Raw genomic sequence first — 22,814 nt, forward strand, 5'->3', positions numbered from 1 at the left:
ATGATCCATGCGGTTTAGTCACGCCTCAATTCGGCCAGCCGCTGTGCGACCGTCTCCGGCTGCAAACTTGAGAGCACCACATGATCCGAGTCGGTGACGATGACCGTGCGGGTTCGGCGGCCATTGGTCGCATCGACCAGTTTTTGATGCCGGCTCGCCTCTTCGCGCAACCGCTTCACCGGCGAGGGATCGGCGGAGACGACCGCGACAATGCGCTCCGCCGCCACCGCGTTGTCGAATCCGACGTTTAAGAGTGTCACAGCCATCACGGAGCAGAGAGCCTCACTCCAGATTCTGTACTTGCTCTCGGATCTTCTCGATGCAGCCTTTGATCTCGACGACGTGCTGCACCGCCTCAGAATCGTTGACTTTGCTGCCCAGCGTATTGGTTTCGCGCATCAGCTCCTGGGCCATAAAATCCAGGCGCTTGCCGACCACTTGCTGTTTTGCGAGCGTCTGCCGCATCGACGCGACATGGCTCTCCAACCGGACGAGCTCCTCATGCACATCCGTATCCTTCACCAGGGCGGCAGCTTGCTCCAGCTGCGAGACAGAGGCGGCCGCCCCATTGCCAAGCAGCTCGCGCAACCGCTCGACCAGCCGCTGCCGTTGCTGCGCTAAGGCCCTCGGCAGGCGCCGCGCAATGGCTTGGGCGTTCCGTTCAATCACCTTTAGCTGCCCCCGGAGATCCGCGGCGAGCTTCGCCCCTTCGCGGCGGCGTGAGACAGCCAAATCGCGCGCCGCCGCCTGCACCGCGGAGCGCACCGACGGCCAGAACTGCTCGGCAGGCACGCGGTCTTCCACGACGGACATGGCTTGCGGAGCGCTGAGCAGCTGCTCAAGCGTCAGCGGCCCTTTGAGGCCGAAGCGCCCCTTCAGATTCAGGAGGGCCTCGTGGTACCGCTGCAGCAGCGCTTCATCAAACTGCACCTTGCGGTGCCCCAGGCGGTCCGTCTGCAGCGTGAGAAACACTTCCACGCGCCCGCGGCGCACGATCTTGCGCAGCTCATCGGCGATGCGACCCTGCAGCGCGGAGAGGCCGTTGGGCATGTGGGCGTCGATTTCCACGTATCGATGATTCGTGCTCCGCACCTCGACGGCCACCCCCCCGAACTCGGTGCGCGCGGTGGCGCGGCCGTAGCCGGTCATGCTGGAAATCTTCGCGCGCGCCTGGCTCATGTCAGCGGCGGGCGGGCGGCGGCCAGTGTTGAGGACGGCAACGGGAGCACTTCATGCGGTTGGAACCAGAGGGCAATTTCCCGCGAGGCATCGGCCGTATTCGCCGAGGCGTGGACCACGTTTTCCATCAGCCCGTTCGTCGCCATCCGGCCAAAGGCGCCTCGAATCGACGAGGGGGCGGCTTTTTCTGGATGGGTCGCCCCCGTCAATGCGCGAACGCGCTCAACGGCCTTCTCCCCCGACAAGACCAGGGCCATCACGTAGGGGACGCCGTGCCGCTTGCCCTGCAGATACTCGACCGTCTCGTCGAAAAACGGTTTCCCGCGAATGTGCGCATAGTGCGCTTCCGCTAATTCCTTGGAGACGCGCACGATCTTCGCTCCCAGCACATCCAAGCGGAGCTCTTCAATGCGCGAGATAATCGCCCCCAGCAGGCCGCGCTGAACCGCGTCGGGCTTGATCAGAAACAGCGTGGACTGTGGCGCCATCATCCCACGGAAACGCTGAGAAGGCCAAGCAGCCGCGTCAATTCTTCGGAGGAAAAATACTCAATCACGATGCGCCCGCCTTTTTTCCTCGCCTTGACGCTGACTTTGGTTCCGAGGGCGCGCCGCAGCGCCTCTTCAAGGCCGGCGGTGTTGGGGTCGCCCGGCTTCACACGCCGCTTGCGCGACGGCATCCAGTTCGTGGCCAGGCCCTCAAGATGCCTGACCGATAAGCCATTGGCGAGGATCTTCTGATACAGCGCCGTCTGCCGTCCGCGATCCTCGATCGTCAGCAGCACCTTGGCGTGCCCGAGCGAGATCTTTTCATCGAGCAGCCCTTGCCGAATCTCCTCAGGCAGGCGCAGGATGCGCAAGAGGTTCGCAATGGTCGCGCGGTCCTTGCCCACGGCCATCGCGAGCGATTCCTGCGTATAGCCAAACGCTTCCGTGAGCCGCGAATAGCCTCTGGCTTCTTCGAGCGGGTTGAGGTTTTCCCGCTGCACATTCTCAATCAGCGACAACTCCGCGGCCTGCTGATCTGACAGCGTCTTCACGACCGCGGGGATCTCAATCAGCCCGAGGGCTTGGGCTGCGCGAAATCGCCGCTCCCCCGCGACGAGCTCATAGGTGCCCTGGCTCCCAGGCCGCACTACCACCGGCTCGATGATGCCGGATTGTCTGATCGATGCCTTCAGTTCCTCCAAGCTGGTGTCGCTGACCGAGGTGCGCGGCTGAAATCGTCCAGGGCGGATCTGCGCGGTTTTCACGACCACCAATCCCGCCGATGCGGCGGCGTCTTGCGGCAGATCAATCAAATCGGCAAGCCCTTTCCCTAATCGCTTCATGTCGCGGCTCCGAAAATTTCCTTGTTTATAACCTCTTGTGTAAGAAGACGATACGCTAATGCGCCAGTTGAATTTGGATCATAGAGGCAAATCGGCTTGCCAAATCCTGGTGACTCGGCGAGCCGAATGTTGCGCGGGATCGATGTCTTGAACACCATCTCCTTGAAATAATTTTTAACTTCATCGGCGACCTCACGGGCAAGATTAGCGCGAAAATCTGCCATCGTCAACACAATTCCTCCGACTTTCAGCGCAGGGTTCAGCCGCTGCTTCACCAAATTGACAGACCGCATCAAGGAGCTCAGGCCCTCAAGGGCTAGGTATTCGCACTGGACAGGGATAATGGTGCTGTCAGCCGCAACGAGCGCGTTGACCGTCAGCAGGCCAAGCGCTGGGGGGCAATCAAAAAGAATGAATTCATATTTCGGGCGAAGCGTTTCGCAGATCCGCCGCAGCACGGTCTCTTTTTCTTCCGCGGTTGCCAGAAACGGCTCTGCCCCGGCAAGATCAATGCTGGCAGGAACAAGGCGCATCCCGTCAACCGGCGTCTTGAGAATGGTTTCCTCGATGTCAAGGTTATTGATCAGCACTTGGTAGATGTCTTTTCCTGCCGCGTCGTCTCTTGATACGCCACAGGTTGTTGTCGCATTGCCTTGAGGGTCAAGATCAACCAGCAGCGTCTTTCGCCCGGCAAGTGCCAGATAGGAGCCGACGTTCACCGCTGTTGTTGATTTTCCAACCCCGCCTTTTTGATTACACACCGCGATAATTTTTGCCATCTCAGCTAATGTTCCACGTGGAACATTATCCTCGTACCGTTCTAGGCTTTTCGTTTCGCACAAGCTGTGCTCATTATGTGCGTTTCTTCTAACTCTTTGCCACTCTATAAATAACAAGTGACATGAGCGTGTTGGTCAACCAGTATAAGACCAATCCTGAGGGCACCTGGTAAAACATCACGCCAAACATGATGGGCATCAGCGGGCCTGAGAACATTTTCGCGGTCGGATTGCTCTCAGCGCTTCCCATGGCTCTGCTCGATTGGCGCGTTTGAATGTACATCGCCGCCGCCATGATGATCGGCAACAGATTTAGGTGCGGACCCAACAGCGGCACGGAAAATGGCAGCCGGAGAAAATGATCCGGCAGCGACAAGTCAGCGATCCACAAGAACCCCTTTCCACGAAAATCGATAAAATGCGACATGGCTTGAAACAGCGCAATAAGGATCGGCATTTGCAGCAACATCGGCAGGCACCCGCTCAGCGGGCTGACTTTGTGCTCGCGGTATAAGGCAAACACTTCCTGGTTCGCTTTCATCTGATCGTTCTTATATTTTGCTAACACATGATCTACCTTAGGCTTCAGCTCCTGCATTTTCTTCATCGACCTGAAACTGATCAGTGTGAGGGGTGAAATGAGCGCGGTGATGCCGATGGAAAAACAGATGATCGCGACCCCGTAGTTCTTCGTGATGCCAGCAATCCATTTGAGGAACGACAGCAAGACCAATCCAATTTGACTGATCGTGCCAACGGCAAAAGCCTGTTCAACCCCGGCCTGACGAAGGTAAAAATAGTCTCTTGGTCCGAAATAGACCTTTGCCTGGTAGGTGTCAGCGCCTGATGGCAGCGAGGCTTCGGTCACAAGCTCGTGCCCGTTGATGCTTGGGAGAATTTGGACCGCAAGGGGCTGCACTGATTTCACCGAGATGCAGAAGAAGCGCTCGGCGATTGAAAGCAGCAATGTTCCACGTGGAACATTTTTTGCCTTTCGCGATACGCCATGCCGAAAATACCTGGCCTTCCCGTTGTCTTCAGAGCGCGCGCTGATCTCCAACCTGTTCTGCTGATCATTCAACGCGTCTGCTTTAGCCCAGCTTGCGATGATCCTCAGGGAGGCAAGCGTCGCCTGGTCGGTTGCCACGGACAGCTGCAATCCAGGCTGCTCCGCGTTTAGCTCATAGGTCAGGCGATATGATGCGGACGCATCCGCCCCGGTGAATGTGACCGCTGTCGACCCGGTTTCCTTAAGAATCCAACGAACGTCGCCTCGAATGCCAAGCAGCGGATACGATGAGCTGATTTGCAGAGGCGCGCTTGAAATCGAATCGTGGAATTGTTTCAGCGTCACCTTGCGAACTGCGGCACTTGACTTGCCAATTTCAAGCCGAACATCGCGCGATTCAATAACTGTAACATCCTCATCGAGAATATGATATGACGCCACATCGGCTGACATCGTCTGTGGTGAGGCGACAGGAAGGAGTTGTTGCGCCGGCTGGCGCGATGGCTTGAGGACCGCCGAGGAGTAGACGCTAATGAAAATTGCGCTGAGGGCTGCAGCGAGCAAGACGCGCTTCTCTGATCCCATTACGTGAGGGGGTCAACGCCCCACGGGCCAAGGGGATGGCACCGCAGCAGCCTGCCAACGATCTTCATTCCTCCGCGCCAAAAACCGTAGCGCTCAAGGGCTTGGCAGGCGTAGGAGGAGCAGCTTGGGAGGAACCTGCATGACTGTAACTTATTGTAAGAAATGTAGTTACGATATATCTGTATGACGCGAATCGCTAGCGTAGCGGCAAGAGAATGTTGAGGCGTTTGCATAGGATTTTCAATTCTGTGGCAAGTGTTTCGGTTGGACACGGGATCTGTGCTGGGTGAAGGATAATGACCACATCAACTGCTGGGCATAGCGCTAGTCGTTGCGTTCTGATGACCGTGCGCAACTGCCGCTTGAGCCGATTCCGCTCCACGGCCCCTTTGAGTCCGCGTCGAGTCCGTAGGCCGAGGCGGGTCTCGATGCGCTGGTTCGGCGCGCTCCCAACGGACAGATGCCGCCCGCGCGCCCACCGCCCGCTCCGATAGACGGCTGTAAACGCCTTGGTCAGTCGTAGCCGGGTAATCGTCGGGGTGGCGTCGTTACGCAGGAATCAGCTGCCAGCGTCCCTTGCGCCGTCGACGGCGCAAGGCATTTTGGCCTCCGCGCGTGCTCATGCGACGGCGGAATCCATGGACGCGTTTCCGTTTTCGGTTCGAGAGATTCCGTAGGTTCTTTTTCATTCGATAGGACGTGAAATATTATACGGCCGGGGGCTAGGAGAAATCAAGCACAAATCGCTTGAGCGCGTTTCTGAATGTTGGTATAATGCGTTTCTCCGAAGTGGATCCCAGGCACCCTGTGGAAAACGTGTGGAAACTGTGCAAAACACCCCGTTCGACTGGGCCGTAATCCGGGAACGCCTCAAGGCAAGGCTTGGTTCTGAGGTGGTCAATCGGTGGCTCGATCCGCTGACCGTCGGTGGATTGACGGATGCCGCCGTCACGCTTGAAGCGCCTAACTCCTTTTTCCGCGATTGGGTCCTCACCCATTATCTCGAGGCGCTTCGGCCGTTTGCCGGAACGCGCGAGGTGCGGGTGGTCACCGCGACCGCCGCGAGCTTCGCGTCCATTCTGCCGGCAGCGGTTTCGCCCCTCAAGCCGGCGGATGCCTCTCCAGCCAACGCGGCCCCGGCGTCCTCATCGCAAAGCGATGGCAGCCACGGGCTGAATGCCAGGCTCACCTTTGACCGATTTGTGGTGGGCCCCAGCAATCGCTTTTCCCACGCGGCGTCGCTGGCCGTCGCTGAATCGCCGGCGCGGGCGTACAACCCGTTGTTTATTTACGGCGGGGTGGGGTTAGGGAAGACCCACCTCATGCAGGCGATCGGCCACGCGATTCTCCATCGCTGGCCTGCGCGGCGCGTCGTGTATATTTCGAGCGAGCGCTTTACGAACGAGCTGATCGCCTCCATCCAGAATAAAACCACGTCGCGGTTCCGCGATAAGTACCGAACGGTCGATGTGCTGCTCGTCGACGACATCCATTTCATCGCCCAGAAAGAAGCGACCCAAGAGGAGTTCTTCCACACCTTCAACGCCCTCTATGACGCCCACAAACAAATCGTGATTTCCAGCGACCGCTCCCCCAAAGAAATCGCCGGGCTCGAAGAGCGGCTGGTGTCGCGCTTTGAATGGGGCTTGGTGACGGATATCCAACCCCCGGATCTGGAAACCCGCATTGCCATTCTCCGCAAGAAGGCGGAGGAGGCCGGGATCCTTGTGCCGGAGCCGGTCACGGATTTCATGGCCAAGCAAATTACCGCCAACATCCGGGAATTAGAAGGCGCGCTGATCCGCGTTATCGCGTACTGCAATCTCTTTAACAAGCCGCTCGATGCTGAGATTGCGCGGGAGGTCTTGAAGGATATGGTGCGGGAGGTCAGCGCGCGGATCACGCTGGATGAGATCCAGCGGCGCGTCGCCGAGTACTTCCAGTTAGACCTCCAGGAGATGCGCGGGAGCCGCCGGCAACGTTCGGTCTTGTTCCCGCGGCAGATTGCGATGTTTCTGTGCCGTCGGCTCACCGAGGCTTCGCTGCCGGAGATTGGGCGAGCATTTGGGGGGCGGGACCACACCACGATTATGCACGCCGTCGGAAAAATTGAGCGGGAGATCACACAAGATGCGCACAAGAAGCAGATCATCACCCACCTAAATCAGCTGATTACCGCAGCCTCGGGGCGCCAGATGGGTTAAAATGTTTTCCACATTTCCACACACTCTAGTGCTACTACGAGGGTTCTTTTTTAATACCATATCGTCATAACAGTGCTGTGAAATCCACAAGGAGCCGCGATGCGCATCACCATCCCGCAACCCCAGCTACTTCGGCACCTCCAAATGGTTGAGCACGCGGTCAATGACCGCAGCACCCTCCCCATCCTTGCCAACATTCTCATTGAGACGACCGAGGAGGGCATCACCCTCAGCGCAACCGACTTGGATGTGGGTATCCGGTGCCGGTTTCCATTGGCCGCCCAAAACGAAAAAGGCGCCGTGGCTCTCCCCGCGAGAAAATTTACCACCGTGATTCGAGAGCTTCCGGATGAGGTGGTGGTCTTGGAGGCAAGGAAGAACCACACCGCCACCATTACCTGTGGGGCGAGCAGCTTCCGTATTCCAGGACTACCTGCGGAAGATTTCCCCATCCTTCCCCCCACATCCAATAACGAGCAACTCACTATCTCCCAACAAGCGCTCAAAACACTCATTGCGCAGACGGCGCATGCGATGTCGATGGAAGAAACGCGGTTTATTCTCAACGGAACCCTCATCGCTCTTCAGAAGACGGAGCTGACCCTGGTGGCGACCGACGGCCGTCGCCTGGCGGCCGCCAAGGCGCCGGTCACGAACGCGACAACGCACCAGCTCTCAGTGGTGGTTCCGGCGAAGACGGTGCGGGAGCTTGGAAGACTCTTGCAGGCTGATGGGACCGAAGAGGTTCGCATCGCCCCCCTCAAAGACAACCAGCTCACCTTTACCTTCGGCGACGTCACCATCATCACCCGGCTCATTGAGGGGCAATTCCCGCAATACGACAAGGTGATTCCCCCACCGACAAAAACCGTCATGACGTGCAACCGCCAAACCCTCACCAATGCGATCCGCCGGGCCAGTTTGATGACCAGCGCCGCCTCGCAGGCGGTCGTTTTTGAAGTGGGGGAAGGGAAGCTGGTGGTGTCAAAAGAGTCCGCCGAGCTCGGGAGCGCTCGGGAAGAACTTGCGGTGACGTACCCGGGCGAGCCGGTGACCGTCGCGTTTAATCCGGAGTTTTGGCTTGAAGTGCTGAAAGTGTTGGATACGGATGAGGTGGCGGTGGAAATCACCGGACCGGAGAAGCCCGCGGTGATCCGTCAGCCAGGCTTTACGTACCTTGTGCTGCCCATGAAGGCGGTATGAACCGCAACGCTGCGCGCGGATGACCGCAGATGATGAGCAAACCGACAGGACAGCGGATCGATGCGCTCTTACCGAGCGTGCTGAAGCGGGTGGAGCAGCACCATGCCGTGCTTGATCTGCTGCGGCGCCGCTGGAAACGGTTGGTCGGCCCGGACCTTGCCGCGCATACGCAGCCGGTGAGCGTTCGCCGCGGCCAGCTGGTGATCGCCGCGGAGCAGCCCGGGGACAGCTTCATGCTGCACTTTCAGCGCGAGCGCCTCGCCCAGCACGTACGGACGCTGACCGAGGGCAAAGTCACCAGTCTCGTAGTTCGGCCGCAGACGGCAGGACGGCATGCCGTATCTCATTGATCGAGGGCGCGCGGTTCGCACGACCGAGCTGGTCGCGGTGGTGCGCGGCCGGCAGCGGCGGATCCGAAGCCAACTGATTTTTCGCGATAACAGCATTTACAACACCCTCACGCGGCCCGGGACGTTGCGGGCCGTGGTCGAGCAGACGGGAACAACGGCAGGGAGGACGACGAGACTGGTATGGCGAGCGCAGCAACCATGAAACGCAACACCGCAAAGACATCCGCGCCCTCGACGGCGGCGGGGAAAGCGTACGACGCGAGCAGCATTCAAGTGCTGGAGGGCTTGGAAGCCGTCCGCCGCCGCCCGGCGATGTACATCGGCGATACCGGCCCGCGCGGGCTGCATCATCTCGTCGAAGAAGTCGTCGATAATTCGATCGATGAAGCCATGGCCGGCCACTGCTCCAAGATCGAGGTGGCCATCCACCAGGACAACTCCGTGACGGTCGTCGATGACGGACGCGGGATTCCTGTTGACCAACACAAGACCGAGAAAAAATCCGCGCTTGAGGTGGTGCTGACGAAGCTGCACGCCGGCGGCAAATTCGACTCCAAGACGTATAAAGTCTCCGGCGGACTGCACGGGGTGGGGGTGTCGGTGGTGAACGGATTATCCGAATGGCTCGAGGCGGAGGTCAAGCGCGACGGCAAGGTGTATCGCCAGCGCTACGCGCGCGGCAAGGCGGTCTCGCCGCTGACGACCATCGGCAAAGTCTCCGGCACGGGCACGCGGATCACCTACAAGCCGGATAAGGAAATTTTCACGAATGGCATCGCGCACAACTTCGAGACGCTGTCCAACCGGCTGCGCGAGCTGGCCTTCTTAAATAAGGGCCTGGCCATCTCGATCAAGGACGAGCGGTCCGACAAAGAGGCGTCGTTTAAGTTCGACGGCGGCATCAAAGAGTTTGTCGCGCACATCAACAAGAACAAGACCCCGCTGCACAATGTGATCGCCTTCGAGGGCGAGCAGGGCACCACCGCGGTCGAAATCGCGCTGCAGTACAACGACGGCTATTCCGAGAACCTCTACGCCTTCGCGAACAACATCAACACCGTCGACGGCGGGACCCATCTCTCTGGGTTTAAATCGGCGCTGACCCGGACGATCAACACCTACTGCAAGGCGAAAAATCTGTTTAAGGGCGACAGCCTGACGATTGAAGGAGAAGACGCCCGCGCAGGACTCGTGGCGGTGGTGAGTGTCAAAGTCCCGCAGCCGCAGTTTGAAGGGCAGACCAAGGCGAAGCTGGGCACGCCGGAAGTGGAGGGCATCGTCGCCTCGATTTGCAACGAGAAGCTGGGCGCGTTTTTTGAAGAGCATCCGTCGGTGGCGAGCAAGGTCGCGGATAAATGCTTGGTGGAAGCGCGGGCCCGCGAGCGCGCGCGGCACGAGCGCGAGCTGGTCCGCCGGAAGGGGTTGCTGGAATCAAGCGCGCTGCCTGGCAAGCTCGCCGACTGTTCCGAGCGCGACGCCGCACTCTGCGAGATCTACATCGTGGAAGGCGACTCCGCCGGCGGTTCGGCCAAGCAGGGACGGGACCGGAGATTTCAGGCGATTCTGCCGATTAAGGGAAAGATTCTCAACGTTGAGAAGGCGCGGCTGGAAAAAGTGCTGACCAATGAAGAAATCCGGACGATTATTACTGCGCTTGGCTGTGGCATCGGCAACGAATTTTCGCTGGAGAAGCTGCGCTACCACAAGGTAGTGTTAATGGCTGATGCCGACGTCGACGGCAACCATATCCGCACGCTGCTGCTGACCTTTTTCTATCGGCAGATGAATAAGCTGGTTGAGGCCGGGCATATCTACATCGCGCAGCCGCCGCTCTACAAGATCAAGCGCGGCAAGCGCGAAGAGTACATCGAGACGGATGAGCAGATGTCAAATCTGCTGCTGGAGCTCGGCGCTGAGGGCAAAACACTCACGCACGTCTCAAGCAAGAAGACCTTCAAAGACAAGACGCTGCTGGAACTGCTGCGCGCACTGGCCGAACTCGAGCGGGTGAGCCGCGGGCTGCATCGGTATCGCCTTGAGCCGGCGACCTATTTTGCGCAGCGCCATCCGAAGAAGGGGCTGCCGCTGTACATGATCCGGCTGAATGGCGAGCAGCACTTCCTGTATGATGATGAAGAGCTGGCGAAATTCGCCGAGAAGCAGGAGCTGAACCTCGAAGAGCTGGAGAAGGCATCGTCGAATGCCGCCGCGCAATTCGCCGAGCTGTTCGAGGCTTCGGAGCTTGAGGATCTCGAGAAGAAGCTCAAGAAGCTGGACCTCTCGCTGGAAGATTACCATCCTAAAGATGGGAAACCAGCGTTTCGGCTGGAAGGCGAGAACACAACGCAGCCATTCGGCGGATTGCGCGAGGTGCTGCTGGCCGTTGAGGAAGAAGGGCGGCAAGGGCTGACGATCCAGCGGTACAAAGGGCTTGGGGAAATGAATCCGCAGCAGCTGTGGGATACGACGATGGACCCAGCCAAGCGCACGATGCTGAAGGTCACGCTGGAAGATGCGGTCGAAGCCGAGCGCATGTTCACGACCCTGATGGGCGAGGCGGTGGAGCCTCGCAAACAGTTTATCGAAGAGCACGCTCTGGAAGTCAAAAACCTGGATATCTAACTATGTACGCACTGGGTGAGAAGATTGTGAATCGAGAGATTGAGGAAGAGATCAAAGATTCCTACATCTCGTACGCGATGAGCGTCATTGTCGGGCGGGCATTGCCTGATGTGCGCGATGGGCTCAAGCCGGTCCACCGGCGCATTCTTTACGGCATGCAGGATCTCGGCCTGGAGCCAGGTAAGCCGTATAAGAAAAGCGCTCGTATCGTCGGGGAAATTTTGGGCAAGTATCATCCACACGGCGATATGGCCGTCTATGACGCGCTCGTGCGCATGGTGCAAGACTTTTCGCTGCGCTATCCGCTCATCGATGGACAAGGCTACTTCGGCAGCGTTGATGGGGATGCGCCGGCCGCGCACCGCTTCACCGAGGCGCGGCTCCAAGCGATCGCGATGGAGCTGCTCGATGAGATCGATAAAGACACCGTGGACTTTGCGCCGAACTTTGACGGCTCGCTCCAAGAGCCAAAGGTGCTTCCCGCGCGCTTGCCGAACCTGCTCGTCAATGGCTCCAGCGGCATCGCCGTTGGGATGGCCACGAACATTCCGCCGCACAATTTGACCGAAGTGGTCGATGCGGCCTGCGCGCTGATCGAGGATCCGCAGATTGAGCTCGGCCCCTTGATGCGGCACGTGCGGGGGCCGGATTTTCCGACCGGGGCGATCATCTGCGGGCGCGATGGCATCAAGGATGCCTACGCCACCGGCCGAGGGTCGATTCGTATTCGCGCCAAGGCGCAAGTCGAACAGCTCAAAGGCAACCGGCAAGCCCTTGTCATCACCGAGCTGCCGTATCAGGTGAACAAGGCAACACTGCTGGAGACCATCGCCAAGCTCGTGCAGGAGAAGACCATCGAAGGCATCTCGGATCTGCGCGATGAGTCGGACAAAGACGGCATGCGCGTGATGATCGAACTCAAGCGCGATGCCAACGATCAAGTCGTGCTGAATCAGCTCTACAAGCACACGCAGATGGAGACGACCTTCGGCGTGATCATGCTCGCCCTGGTCGACGGGCGGCCGCGGGTGCTGGGGCTGAAATCGATGCTCCAGACATTCGTGGATCATCGCAAGGAGATCATCACCCGCCGCACGAAGTTTGAGCTGGCCAGAGCGCAAGAGCGAGCGCATATCCTGGAAGGCTTCAAGAAAGCGATCGCGAATCTGGATGCCATTATCAAGCTCATTCGAGGCTCCAAGAGCCCGCAGGAAGCCAAGGAAGGACTCATCAAGAAGTTTGATTTTTCGGATCGGCAAGCCCAGGCCATCCTGGAAATGCAGCTGCAGCGGCTCACGGCTCTGGAGCGCGAGAAGATCGAAGCCGAGTACCTGGAGCTGATCAAGAAGATCGAGTACTACCAGATGCTCCTCAAGAGCGAGAAAAAAGTGCTGGAGGTGATCAAGACCGAGCTGCAGGACGTGAAGAAGAAATTCGGCGATGAGCGGCGCACCGACATCGTCGGCGAGATCCAGGACTTGCAGATCGAGGATTTGATCGCCGAGGAAGACGTGGTGATCACCATTACCCACACCGGGTACATCAAGCGGCTGCCGGTGTCGACCTATCGCAAGCAGCGGCGCGGCGGTGTCGGGGTCACGGCGATGGAGACGAAAGAAGAGGATTTTGTGGAGCATCTCTTTGTCGCGACGACGCACGAAACGCTGATGTTTTTCACCAATATGGGCCGCTGCTATTGGCTCAAGGTCCATGAGGTGCCGCAGGCCGGCCGCTACGCGCGCGGGACCGCGATCGCCAATCTGCTATCGCTGCAAAAAGATGAGCGGCTCTCAACCTTTGTGGCGGTGAAGGAATTTACGCCGAGCACATTTCTCCTCATGGCGACCAAGCAGGGCACGATGAAGAAGACGAAGGTTGAAGCCTACTCAAATCCTCGCAAAGGCGGCATCATCGCCATCACCCTGGACAAAGGCGATGAGCTCATCGAGGCCGAGGTCACCGACGGGGAGCGGGAAATCTTGCTGGTGACCAAGCAGGGCAAGGCGATTCGATTTCCCGAGGGGCAGGCTCGCGAAGTCGGCCGATCAGCCCGCGGGGTGCGCGGCATCCGCCTGGGGAAGGGCGATGAGGTGATCTCGATGGTCGTGGTGCGGCCGAAGGCGACCCTGCTGACTGTCACGGAGCTTGGCTTCGGCAAGCGCTCCGACATTGCTGAGTATCGCGTGCAGAGCCGCGGCGGCAAGGGGATCATCAACATCAAGGTCACGAAGAAAAACGGGGCGGTGGTGGGTGCTAAAGCGGTGACGGATCAGGATGAGGTGATGCTCATCTCGCACGAGGGGATGATGGTGCGCTCCCCGGTCAAAGACGTGCGCGCCACGGGCCGCGCCTCCCAAGGGGTGCGGTTGATCAGCATCAAAGGCAAAGACCGCGTCGCGTCGGTGGCGTGCGTGGTGCCGCAAGCGGCGGAAGAAACCGCCGATCCGCCTCCACGGAACACCGAACCGAAAGCGCAGCCCGCGGAAATCGGCGAGGTGGTTTCGATTGAGGATATCCAGGCCGCTGCAGCCCCCCCGGAGCCATTGAAGGCGAAGCCTCAGGCAAAAGCCAAACCGCCGCGCGCCAAGCCTGCCACCAAACGTAAGAAATAAGCTTTCCAGGCGATATCAGATATCAAACCCCGGTTTGATATCTGATATCATATCTGACACGTCCCCGTCGTCTAGTGGCTAGGACAACAGCCTTTCGAGCTGACAACGCGGGTTCGATTCCCGCCGGGGACATTTTTGAAAGTTGATCATGGTCGAACTATCGCTAGCGGGCGGAAAGCTTGTCACTCCTCGCGGGATCATCGACGGGGCCCTCGGCGTTAACAACGGTCGTATCGGGTCGATTCGTGGCCGGCCGCCACGTGGGGCGAAATCGATTCATCTCCACGGCGCCTACCTCGTCCCAGGGTTCATTGACCTGCATGTGTGGGGCGAGCCGCAGCGGCTCTCGCGCGACCTGGCGCGATCCGGCACCACAGCGTTTTTGCGCACGATCGGGCCCGAAGCAGCGAAACGATTAGCCGACCGTTTGATCGCCCAGACCGAGCTGCGCGCATTTGAAGGCGCCCAGTGTCTTGGCGCGCATCTGGAAGGCCCGTTTGTCAATCCCGACCGGGCCGGGGCATTACCCAAGCGCTGGATGCGACCGCCTCGAGGTGCTGAGCTTCGAGCACTGGGGAGCACTCACGCGATCCGGCTCATGACAATTGCGCCGGAGCTACCTGGAGCCATGGCGGCCATTCGCTGGTGCCGGCGACGGGGCATCGTGGCATCCCTGGGCCACAGCGCGGCGACGACTGAGCAGGCCGAACGCGCCGTGAACGCGGGTGCGAGTGCTGCGACCCACGTCTTTAACGGCATGCCGGCATTCCATCACCGGCGCCCGTCGCTGCTCGACGCAGCGCTGACGGATAATCGACTGACGGCCATGGTGATTCTCGACGGAGTGCACGTGAGCCCTTCTGCCTTTCGCTTGTTGGTGCGCGCCAAAGGGGTGGATCGCGTGGCACTGGTGACCGACTCGATTCGGTATCAAGGCTGGAACGTCGTGAAACGGCGCGGGGCGTATTTCCTGAAGACGGGAACATTGGCCGGCAGCGCGCTGACCATGATGCGCGCCGTCCAGCATGCGGTCGCGTGGGGCGGGGTGTCGCTGCTGGACGCCGTCCGGATGGCATCGGAAGTTCCGGCGCGCTTGCTTGGGGATCGGGGGCGCGGAGTAATCGCCGTCGGCAAACGCGCCGATCTGGTGGCGTTCGACAAACACTTTCGCGTGCTGCTGACCGTCGTCGGCGGGCAGATCATTCACCAGCGTTAACGGCAAGGCGATATCAGATATGAAATGGCCATTTCATATCTGATATCGAATGAGAGACGATGTGCGGGATTATCGGATACGTGGGAACCAAGCCAGTCACGGACGTCCTTCTTGAGGGCTTGCGGAATCTTGAATATCGGGGTTATGATTCCGCCGGACTCGCGGTGCTCAATGGCCGGGGGATTCAGATTCGCAAGCGACCAGGTAAACTGAGCGCGCTCATCGAAGAGATTAAGCGCAAGCCGATTTCTGGAACCATCGGGGTGGGTCACTCCAGATGGGCGACGCATGGTCTGCCGAATGAGATCAACGCGCATCCCCACACGGATTGCACGGGCAAGCTTGCCATCATCCATAACGGCATCATTGAGAACTACGCGCAGCTGAAGGAGCGGTTGCTGGAGAAAGGCCATCGGTTTCGCTCGAAAACCGACACGGAAATCATTGTCCATCTCATTGAAGAGCACGCCAAGCATGCGCCCATCGCAGAGGCCTTCCGGTTGGCCCTCAAAGAGCTGCGCGGCGCGTATGCGGTCTGCCTGCTCTCGGCTGATGAGCCGACACGGCTCTTCGGGGCGCGCAACAGCAGCCCGCTCATCGTCGGGCTGGGCGGGGGTGAAGCGTTTTTTGCCTCTGACGTGCCGGCCATCTTGGGCCATACGCGGCGCGTGGTCTACTTACACGACGATGAGGTCGTAGAGCTTTCCGCCAAGGGGGCTCGGATCACGACGCTGGATGGCAAACCCATTCAGCGCGCTCCCAGCACGGTGTCCTTCAGCCGCGAGGCCGCGCAGCGCGGCGGCTACCCGCACTTCATGCTCAAAGAAATCCACGAGCAACCGGCGAGCATTGCGCAAACCCTGGCGAATCGGCTGCTGCCGGACACGCGGCGCGTGACCTTTGACCGGCGCACCAAGGCGTTTCTCGATGCGCTGCACCCGGACGAAAAATTCATCATCATTTCTTGCGGCACCGCCTATCACGCGGGCTTGGTGGGCGAATATATGCTGGAAGAATTCGCCGGCGCGCCCGTCGATGTCGACTTGGCCAGCGAATTCCGCTACCGCGGAGTCACACTCGACCGCCGCACCACCGTCATGGCCATTACCCAATCCGGCGAGACAGCGGATACGCTTGCTGGCGTGCGATTGGCGAAATCGCAAGGCGCAAAGGTTCTTTCGATTTGCAACGTCGTGGGATCTTCCATTGCGCGAGAATCCGATGCGGTGCTCTACACGCATGCCGGGCCGGAAATCGCCGTCGCCTCAACCAAGGCCTACACGTCGCAGCTGACGGCGCTGGCCCTGATCACGCTGTATCTGGCCAAGCGGCTGCGGCGGATGACGCCGCGCCGATGGCGGGCGCTGCTGGAGAACTTCGCCCAGTTACCGTACATCATCGAGCGGACGCTCACCATTGAGCCGGCGATCAAGAAGGCCGCGGCGAAATACGCCGCCGAGCGCAATTTCTACTATTTGGGGCGCCGCTACCACTATCCCAGCGCGCTGGAAGGCGCGCTCAAGCTGAAAGAAATCTGCCCGTTGATCCATGCCGAAGGCTATGCGGCCGGCGAAATGAAGCACGGGCCGATCTCGCTGATCCGCAAAGGCTGGCCGGTGGTGTTTCTGGCGACGGACTCGCCGGTATATGAAAAGGTCATCTCCAACATCGAAGAAATCCGCGCGCGCAAGGGGGCGTGCATCGTCATCGCAACCGAAGGCAACACCGCAATCCGCCGCCACGCGGACCATGTGCTCTACGTGCCGAAAACCGAGGAGCTCTTCTCCCCGATCATCGCGGCCATTCCGCTGCAGCTCTTCGCCTACTACGTGGCCGACGCCAACGGCTGCGATATCGACCAACCTCCAAACCTTGCAAAAAGCGTCACGGTAGAGTAGTGATGACCGGCACGCTGTCGGTCGTGGCAACGCCGATCGGGAATCTGAAGGATATCTCGTTTCGCGCGGTCGAGACGTTGAAGACCGTCGATGCCATTGCGTGCGAAGACACACGGCAAACCAGCAAGCTGCTGCAGCACTACGAGATTCACAAGCCGCTCATCAGTTTGCACGACCACAATGAGCGGCAGCGGACTCCGGAGCTGCTCGAGCGTTTACAGGATGGCGAATCGATCGCGCTGGTCAGCGATGGCGGGACCCCGCTTATCAGCGATCCTGGCTGGCGGCTGGTGCATGAGGCCATCGCCGCGAAGATCTCCGTGGCGTGGATCCCAGGTGCGACCGCCCTCATCGGCGCATTGGTCCTCTCCGGGTTACCGACTGAACGCTTTGTGTTCGAAGGATTTTTGCCGAGCAAACCAGGCGCCCGCCGCAAGCGTCTTGAAGCGCTGAAGTCAGAGGAACGGACCGTCGTGCTGTACGAATCGCCGCATCGGCTACTTAAAACGCTGCGAGAGATCCGCGACGTGCTTGGCGACATTTCGGTCGTGTGCGCGCGAGAATTGACGAAGATGTTTGAAGAGATCGCGCGCGGAACGGCAAGCGAGCTCGCGGCGCACTTTGAAACCCATGCGCCTCGCGGCGAGCTCGTGCTTGTCCTTGGAGCCGGCCACCTGGCCACGCGGCCACCTGGCCACGAGCCATGAATACGATTCATTCGTCCGCCATCGTTGGCAAGAACGTCCAGCTCGGGGAGGGCAACGAGATTGGGCCGGGGTGCGTGATTGCCGATGGGGCCGTCATCGGCTCGAAGAACAAACTATGGATGAGCGTCTATGTCGGGCCAGGCACGACGATTGGCCATGAGAACCAGATCCACCCTGGGGCGATCATCGGCCATGAGCCGCAGGATCATGCGTTTGACGGCTCGCCGAGCTTTACTACGATCGGCGATCGCAACATCATCCGCGAGTACGTGACGATTCATCGCGGCACCAAACCCGGCACGACGACATCCCTCGGCAGCGACAACTTTCTCATGGCCAACGCGCATATCGCCCACAATTGCCAGGTGGGCAACCACACGATTTTCGTTAACCTGGCCTCGATCGCAGGCTATTGCGAGGTGCAGGATGAGGCGGTGCTCTCCGGCATGGCGGTGTTTCACCAATTCTGCCGGGTGGGCCGGCTGGCGATGATCAGCGGGCTCTCGGCCATCAACAAAGATGTGCCGCCGTATATGGTCTGCGGCGGACGGCCCGGGGTGATCCAAGGGGTCAACGTGGTGGGGCTGCGGCGCGCTGGCATCAGCGCTCCCATCCGAGGAACGATCCGCCAAGCGTATAAATTCCTCTATCGTGAGGGCTTAAGCGTGCCGCATGCCATCGAGGAGATCAAGAAACTCCCCCCATCCAAGGAGCTCGTGGTACTCGTCAGCTTCATCGAGCAGTCGAAGCGCGGCATCTGCGCCGGCAACTCCAAGGAAGACCATATAGAGGAAGGGGAGTCCCTATTGCCTAGTCGGTCAAAATAGACAGACGGGCGTCTAGATATATTGCTGTTGACAGGTGCACCGGTATTTTCGTATAATAGATGTACACTCTTCACCTTTAAGGACCGTCCTGAGAGGCGGGCAAGGACATGAGGCAGGACAATCAGACCGCAGGAAGGGAATCCCAGCTAGCCGAGGCTGGGTTTTTTTATGTCTTGCCCCGAGCGAAGCCGAGGGGCCGATGAGTGCCGCGGCGTTCCACGATAAGGCGCGGCTCATGGATCCCGAGGCGATCCGACGGGCACTCACCCGCGTCGCCCACGAAATCGTTGAGCACCACAAGGGCACGATCGACGTGGCCTTGGTTGGCATCCGCACCCGCGGGGCCATTCTGGCTCAGCGGCTGGCGAAAGAGATTGAGGCCATCGATCAGCGCACCATTCCCGTGGGCATCCTCGATATTACGCTCTACCGCGATGATCTCTCCCGCATTGCTCCCAACCCCGTGGTCCATTCCACCGCCATCGAGTTTGACATTACTGATCTCCACCTCGTGCTCGTTGATGACGTGCTCTTCACCGGCCGAACCATTCGGGCCGCCTTGAACGCGATCAACGATCTGGGACGGCCGAAGACGATTCAGTTGGCGGTCCTCGTGGACCGCGGGCACCGGGAGCTGCCGATCCGCGCGGATTATGTGGGGAAAAATATCCCGACGAATCTGAGCGAGCGCATCGATGTCCGGCTCAATGAGCTTGATGAAAAAGAAGAAGTCATGATTGAAGCCGCCGCCGCGGTGCGGCCATGACCATGGCGACCGAGCACGCCGAGCAGACCGCCCAGTGGACGAAAAAGGATCTCCTGGGGCTTCGGCATCTCACCCCGGAAGAAATCACGCTCGTCCTCCACACCGCAGCGTCGTTCCGTGATATTTCCCTGCGCCCGATCAAGAAAGTCCCTGCCCTGCGCGGCAAGACCATCGTCAACCTCTTCTTTGAGCCCAGCACGCGAACGCGCACTTCGTTTGAATTGGCGGCCAAACGACTCTCCGCCGATATCGTGAACATCGCCGCGGCCGGATCCAGCCTTTCAAAAGGCGAGACGGTGCTGGATACGGTGCGCAATCTCGAAGCGATGAAAGTCGATGTCTTGGTCGTGCGCCATGCCGCCGCCGGCGTGCCTCACCTGATTGCGCAACATGCGGCCTCCTCGGTGATCAACGCCGGCGACGGGGCCCATGAGCATCCGACCCAAGCGTTGCTGGATCTGTTCACCATGCACGAGAAGAAGGGGCGCGTCACTGGCCTTCAGGTCTCGATCATCGGCGATATCGCGCACTCGCGGGTGGCGCGCTCCAACATCTGGGGGCTGACGAAGCTGGGGGCCCGCGTCACACTCTGCGGCCCGCCGACGCTCATTCCGCCGCACGTGGAGCAGCTGGGGCAGGGCGGGGTGCGCGTGACCCACCAATTAGAGGAAGCGATCCGCGGCGCTGATGTGCTGATGCTGCTGCGGATCCAGCATGAGCGGCAGGAAGCCCAGCTCGTCCCCAGCTTGCGGGAGTTTCGGCTGCACTACGGCATTACCCGCGAGCGGCTCGCGTCCGCCAAGCCTGATGTGCTGATCATGCATCCCGGGCCGGTCAACCGCGGGGTGGAGCTGGACTCGGATGTGGCCGATGGCCCGTACTCCGTGATTCTCGATCAGGTGACGAACGGCCTAGCGGTTCGCATGGCGGTGTTGTATCTCGTCTCCGGCGCCTCCCGAGGGGACCATGAAGCTGCTGATTAAGGGCGGTCATGTGGTGGACCCTGCGAATCGGCGGGACGGGCGGACGGATATCCTCATTGACCGAGGGAAAATTGTCGATGTGCATGCCTCGATCCTCGCCGATGGCGCGAAAACGATTGATGCCAGCGGAAAGTTGGTGACTCCAGGATTCGTCGATCTGCACACGCATTTGCGCGAGCCGGGACGGGAGGACAAAGAGACGATCGAAACCGGCGCGCGGGCAGCGCTGCGCGGAGGATTCACGACAGTGTGCGCCATGCCGAACACCACGCCGGCCATTGATCAGCGCGGCACCGTGGATTTGGTGCATCGGGAGGCCGAGCGGCTGGGACTGGTGACCGTGAAAGTGGTGGGGGCGATTACGCGAGGGCGCGCCGGGAACGAGTTGACCGATTTTGCCGAGCTCTTCGACGCAGGCTGTGTGGCGCTCTCGGATGACGGCAGCGCTGTGGCCAACGGGTTCTTGATGCGGCGAGCGCTGGAGTACGCGAAACTCTTCGGCCGGCCGCTGATCCAACACGCCGAAGAGCCGACGCTCTTCGCCAACGGCGTGATGAACGAAGGGCTGGTGTCGACGACCTTAGGATTACGCGGCATTCCCGGCGAATCCGAGTCAGTGATGGTGGCGCGGGACATTGCGCTGGCCGAGCTGACCGGCGGCTGGGTTCATGTTGCGCATCTCTCCAGCGCCAAATCGGTCGAGATGATCCGCCAGGCGAAACGGCGCGACGTGCGCGTCACTGCCGAAGTGACCCCCCACCATCTCGCGCTGACCGAAGAGGCGATTGGGGAATTTGATACGCGCGCCAAGGTCAATCCGCCGCTGCGCGCCGAAGAGGATCGGCAGGCGCTGATCGAAGGGCTGCGGGATGGCACGATCGATTGCATCGCGACGGACCACGCCCCGCACACGGACTGGGAAAAAGAAGCCGATTTCGACTCCGCCCCCTTCGGGATCAGCGGCCTTGAGACGGCGCTGGGTGTGTGTGCGCATACGCTCATCGCGCCGAAGCTCTTGACCTGGCCGCAACTGATTGAGCGATTGGCCGTCAACCCGGCGCGGATCGCCGGCATCGAAGCCGGCACGCTCAACATCGGCGCCTGGGCCGATGTTGCGATCATCGATCCGAACGCCACCTGGACCGTGGAGCCGAAACACTTTTCCTCCAAAGGCCGCCACACCCCATTTGCCGGCCGGCAGCTTCCTGCAGCCGTGGTCACCGCGCTTCATCACGGGGCCGAGGCCGGCCGATGACGATCCCGCAGCCGGCATGGCTGGTGCTGGAAAATGGGACGGCATTGAAGGGGCGCGCGGTTGGCGCGGAAGGCGAAACCTTCGGCGAGGCGGTCTTCAACACGTCGATGACCGGCTATCAAGAGGTGCTGACCGATCCGTCGTACAAGGGCCAAATCGTGTGCATGACGTATCCGCACATCGGCAACTACGGCGTCAACGACGAAGATGTCGAGTCGCGCAAACCATGGGTGGAAGGCTTCATCATCCGCGAGCTCTCGCCGATCGCGAGCAACTTCCGCTCGCAGGAGACGCTTGAGGCGTATTTGAAACGGCACAAGATCGTGGCGATTGACGGCATTGATACGCGCGCCCTGACCCTCATCCTCCGCACGCAAGGTTCGATGAAATGCGGCATGTCCACGACAGAATCCGATCAGGGAAAGCTCTTACAACGAGTGCGCGAGTCGCCGGACATCGTCGGCGTTGACCTGGTCAAACAGGTGACCTGTGAGCAGCCATACGAGTGGACAGCAGACAGCGCACCCCGGCCCGACCCGCGGAGCCGGGGCGGGCCGCACACAGCACACAGGGGGCCCCGGGTTGTTGTGATGGATTTTGGCGTCAAATACAACATCCTCAGGAGCCTCGCGGCGTTGGGCTGCCATGTCACGGTGGTGCCGGCGACCACGACGGCGAAGGAGATCCTCGTGCGCACACCGGATGGCGTCGTCCTCTCCAATGGCCCTGGGGATCCTGCCGCGGTGAGCTATGCGATCAACACCATCACAGCCCTCATGGGCCATGTGCCAATGCTCGGGATTTGCCTCGGGCATCAGCTGCTGGGACATGCGTATGGCGGCACGACCGTGAAACTCAAGTTCGGCCACCACGGCGGCAACCATCCGGTGCAGGATCTGACGACGCAGAAGGTGGACATCACGACGCAAAACCATAACTTTGCCGTGCCGGTGGAGTCGATCCCGGGGGGCAAGGTTGAGGTCACGCATAAAAATCTGAATGACGGAACCGTGGAGGGCATGGCGCATAAGACGCTGCCGATCCTGAGCCTCCAGTATCATCCCGAAGCGTCGCCCGGGCCCCACGATGCGCAATATTTCTTTCAACGATTTATCGATCTGATCGAAGGCGTTCATGTGTAACTCAGTCGTGCTCCCGGCCAGCCCGCTCGCTCAGTGCTCGCTCCGGGCGCTCGCCTTGCAGCGAAGCGGCCACCAACTCCGCGCCCGGCTGGGGCGCGATCGAACAGGTGGCCGCAGCTTGACAGCATTCGCTGCCGGCTCGCTGAG

At 60.2% G+C, this 22,814-nt stretch carries 23 protein-coding genes and 1 tRNA gene; 15 read left to right on the forward strand and 9 right to left on the reverse strand.

Annotated elements, in window-relative coordinates:
- Nucleotides 1-14: 14 nt before the first annotated feature.
- The 9 genes from HY737_02020 to rpmH all read right to left on the reverse strand — a co-directional run bounded on the left by HY737_02020 (nt 15) and on the right by rpmH (nt 5,571).
- Complete coding sequence (locus HY737_02020) at nt 15-266, reverse strand: DUF370 domain-containing protein (protein ID MBI4597164.1); 252 nt, start codon at nt 264-266, stop codon at nt 15-17.
- 16 nt (nt 267-282) lie between these two features.
- Entirely contained in the window at nt 283-1,179 is an 897-nt protein-coding gene (locus tag HY737_02025; protein ID MBI4597165.1) for a YicC family protein, read from the reverse strand.
- Nucleotides 1,176-1,670, reverse strand: a complete 495-nt coding sequence (locus tag HY737_02030) for a nucleoside-diphosphate kinase (protein MBI4597166.1) — start codon at nt 1,668-1,670, stop codon at nt 1,176-1,178. Before HY737_02030 ends, HY737_02025 begins: the two co-directional genes overlap by 4 nt.
- The gene (locus HY737_02035; GenBank protein ID MBI4597167.1) at nt 1,667-2,509 is read right to left on the reverse strand and encodes a ParB/RepB/Spo0J family partition protein; all 843 of its coding nucleotides are present in this window, start codon (nt 2,507-2,509) and stop codon (nt 1,667-1,669) included. Before HY737_02035 ends, HY737_02030 begins: the two co-directional genes overlap by 4 nt.
- Complete coding sequence (locus HY737_02040; protein MBI4597168.1) at nt 2,506-3,288, reverse strand: ParA family protein; 783 nt, start codon at nt 3,286-3,288, stop codon at nt 2,506-2,508. The genes HY737_02035 and HY737_02040 overlap by 4 nt, the downstream gene beginning before the upstream one ends.
- An 88-nt stretch (nt 3,289-3,376) precedes the next feature.
- Nucleotides 3,377-4,882, reverse strand: coding sequence for a membrane protein insertase YidC (gene yidC / locus HY737_02045; protein MBI4597169.1), 1,506 nt, complete (start codon nt 4,880-4,882; stop codon nt 3,377-3,379).
- Nucleotides 4,882-5,115 carry a membrane protein insertion efficiency factor YidD gene (gene yidD, locus HY737_02050; protein ID MBI4597170.1) on the reverse strand — a complete coding sequence of 78 codons (234 nt, stop codon included), beginning with the start codon at nt 5,113-5,115 and terminating at the stop codon, nt 4,882-4,884. The genes yidC and yidD overlap by 1 nt, the downstream gene beginning before the upstream one ends.
- The gene (gene rnpA, locus HY737_02055; GenBank protein ID MBI4597171.1) at nt 5,079-5,438 is read right to left on the reverse strand and encodes a ribonuclease P protein component; all 360 of its coding nucleotides are present in this window, start codon (nt 5,436-5,438) and stop codon (nt 5,079-5,081) included. Before rnpA ends, yidD begins: the two co-directional genes overlap by 37 nt.
- Nucleotides 5,431-5,571, reverse strand: coding sequence for a 50S ribosomal protein L34 (gene rpmH, locus HY737_02060; GenBank protein MBI4597172.1), 141 nt, complete (start codon nt 5,569-5,571; stop codon nt 5,431-5,433). Before rpmH ends, rnpA begins: the two co-directional genes overlap by 8 nt.
- 129 nt (nt 5,572-5,700) lie before the next feature.
- Between rpmH and dnaA the strand changes: the two genes are divergently transcribed.
- The 15 genes from dnaA (at nt 5,701) to carA (ending at nt 22,667) form a co-directional block, all read left to right on the forward strand.
- On the forward strand, nt 5,701-7,086 hold the full coding sequence (gene dnaA / locus HY737_02065) for a chromosomal replication initiator protein DnaA (protein MBI4597173.1): 1,386 nt from the start codon (nt 5,701-5,703) through the stop codon (nt 7,084-7,086).
- A gap of 99 nt (nt 7,087-7,185) precedes the next feature.
- Nucleotides 7,186-8,289 (forward strand): DNA polymerase III subunit beta, encoded by a 1,104-nt coding sequence (gene dnaN, locus HY737_02070; GenBank protein MBI4597174.1) that lies wholly within the window; start codon nt 7,186-7,188, stop codon nt 8,287-8,289.
- Nucleotides 8,290-8,318: 29 nt separating this feature from the next.
- On the forward strand, nt 8,319-8,639 hold the full coding sequence (locus HY737_02075; GenBank protein ID MBI4597175.1) for a DUF721 domain-containing protein: 321 nt from the start codon (nt 8,319-8,321) through the stop codon (nt 8,637-8,639).
- Nucleotides 8,623-8,841, forward strand: coding sequence for a hypothetical protein (locus HY737_02080; protein ID MBI4597176.1), 219 nt, complete (start codon nt 8,623-8,625; stop codon nt 8,839-8,841). Before HY737_02075 ends, HY737_02080 begins: the two co-directional genes overlap by 17 nt.
- Nucleotides 8,838-11,261 (forward strand): DNA topoisomerase (ATP-hydrolyzing) subunit B, encoded by a 2,424-nt coding sequence (gyrB, locus tag HY737_02085; GenBank protein MBI4597177.1) that lies wholly within the window; start codon nt 8,838-8,840, stop codon nt 11,259-11,261. Before HY737_02080 ends, gyrB begins: the two co-directional genes overlap by 4 nt.
- 2 nt (nt 11,262-11,263) lie before the next feature.
- On the forward strand, nt 11,264-13,873 hold the full coding sequence (gene gyrA / locus HY737_02090; protein MBI4597178.1) for a DNA gyrase subunit A: 2,610 nt from the start codon (nt 11,264-11,266) through the stop codon (nt 13,871-13,873).
- Nucleotides 13,874-13,933: 60 nt separating this feature from the next.
- A tRNA-Glu gene (locus tag HY737_02095) sits at nt 13,934-14,005 on the forward strand.
- A gap of 16 nt (nt 14,006-14,021) precedes the next feature.
- A complete protein-coding gene (gene nagA, locus HY737_02100; GenBank protein MBI4597179.1) occupies nt 14,022-15,089 on the forward strand; it encodes an N-acetylglucosamine-6-phosphate deacetylase in 1,068 nt (355 codons plus the stop codon).
- Between the two features lie 59 nt (nt 15,090-15,148).
- A complete protein-coding gene (gene glmS / locus HY737_02105; GenBank protein MBI4597180.1) occupies nt 15,149-16,987 on the forward strand; it encodes a glutamine--fructose-6-phosphate transaminase (isomerizing) in 1,839 nt (612 codons plus the stop codon).
- A gap of 2 nt (nt 16,988-16,989) precedes the next feature.
- The gene (rsmI, locus tag HY737_02110; GenBank protein MBI4597181.1) at nt 16,990-17,694 is read left to right on the forward strand and encodes a 16S rRNA (cytidine(1402)-2'-O)-methyltransferase; all 705 of its coding nucleotides are present in this window, start codon (nt 16,990-16,992) and stop codon (nt 17,692-17,694) included.
- Nucleotides 17,691-18,521 carry an acyl-ACP--UDP-N-acetylglucosamine O-acyltransferase gene (lpxA, locus tag HY737_02115; GenBank protein ID MBI4597182.1) on the forward strand — a complete coding sequence of 277 codons (831 nt, stop codon included), beginning with the start codon at nt 17,691-17,693 and terminating at the stop codon, nt 18,519-18,521. The genes rsmI and lpxA overlap by 4 nt, the downstream gene beginning before the upstream one ends.
- Nucleotides 18,522-18,720: 199 nt before the next feature.
- Complete coding sequence (gene pyrR, locus HY737_02120; protein ID MBI4597183.1) at nt 18,721-19,287, forward strand: bifunctional pyr operon transcriptional regulator/uracil phosphoribosyltransferase PyrR; 567 nt, start codon at nt 18,721-18,723, stop codon at nt 19,285-19,287.
- A 2-nt stretch (nt 19,288-19,289) separates the two neighbouring features.
- Nucleotides 19,290-20,270, forward strand: coding sequence for an aspartate carbamoyltransferase catalytic subunit (locus tag HY737_02125; GenBank protein MBI4597184.1), 981 nt, complete (start codon nt 19,290-19,292; stop codon nt 20,268-20,270).
- Nucleotides 20,254-21,525: a dihydroorotase gene (locus HY737_02130; protein MBI4597185.1), complete on the forward strand. Its 1,272-nt coding sequence runs from the start codon at nt 20,254-20,256 to the stop codon at nt 21,523-21,525. Before HY737_02125 ends, HY737_02130 begins: the two co-directional genes overlap by 17 nt.
- Nucleotides 21,522-22,667: a glutamine-hydrolyzing carbamoyl-phosphate synthase small subunit gene (gene carA / locus HY737_02135; protein MBI4597186.1), complete on the forward strand. Its 1,146-nt coding sequence runs from the start codon at nt 21,522-21,524 to the stop codon at nt 22,665-22,667. Before HY737_02130 ends, carA begins: the two co-directional genes overlap by 4 nt.
- Nucleotides 22,668-22,814 lie beyond the last annotated feature (147 nt).

The organism is Candidatus Omnitrophota bacterium (assembly GCA_016209275.1).
Lineage (GTDB): Bacteria > Omnitrophota > Gorgyraeia > Aquiviventales > Aquiviventaceae > JACQWM01.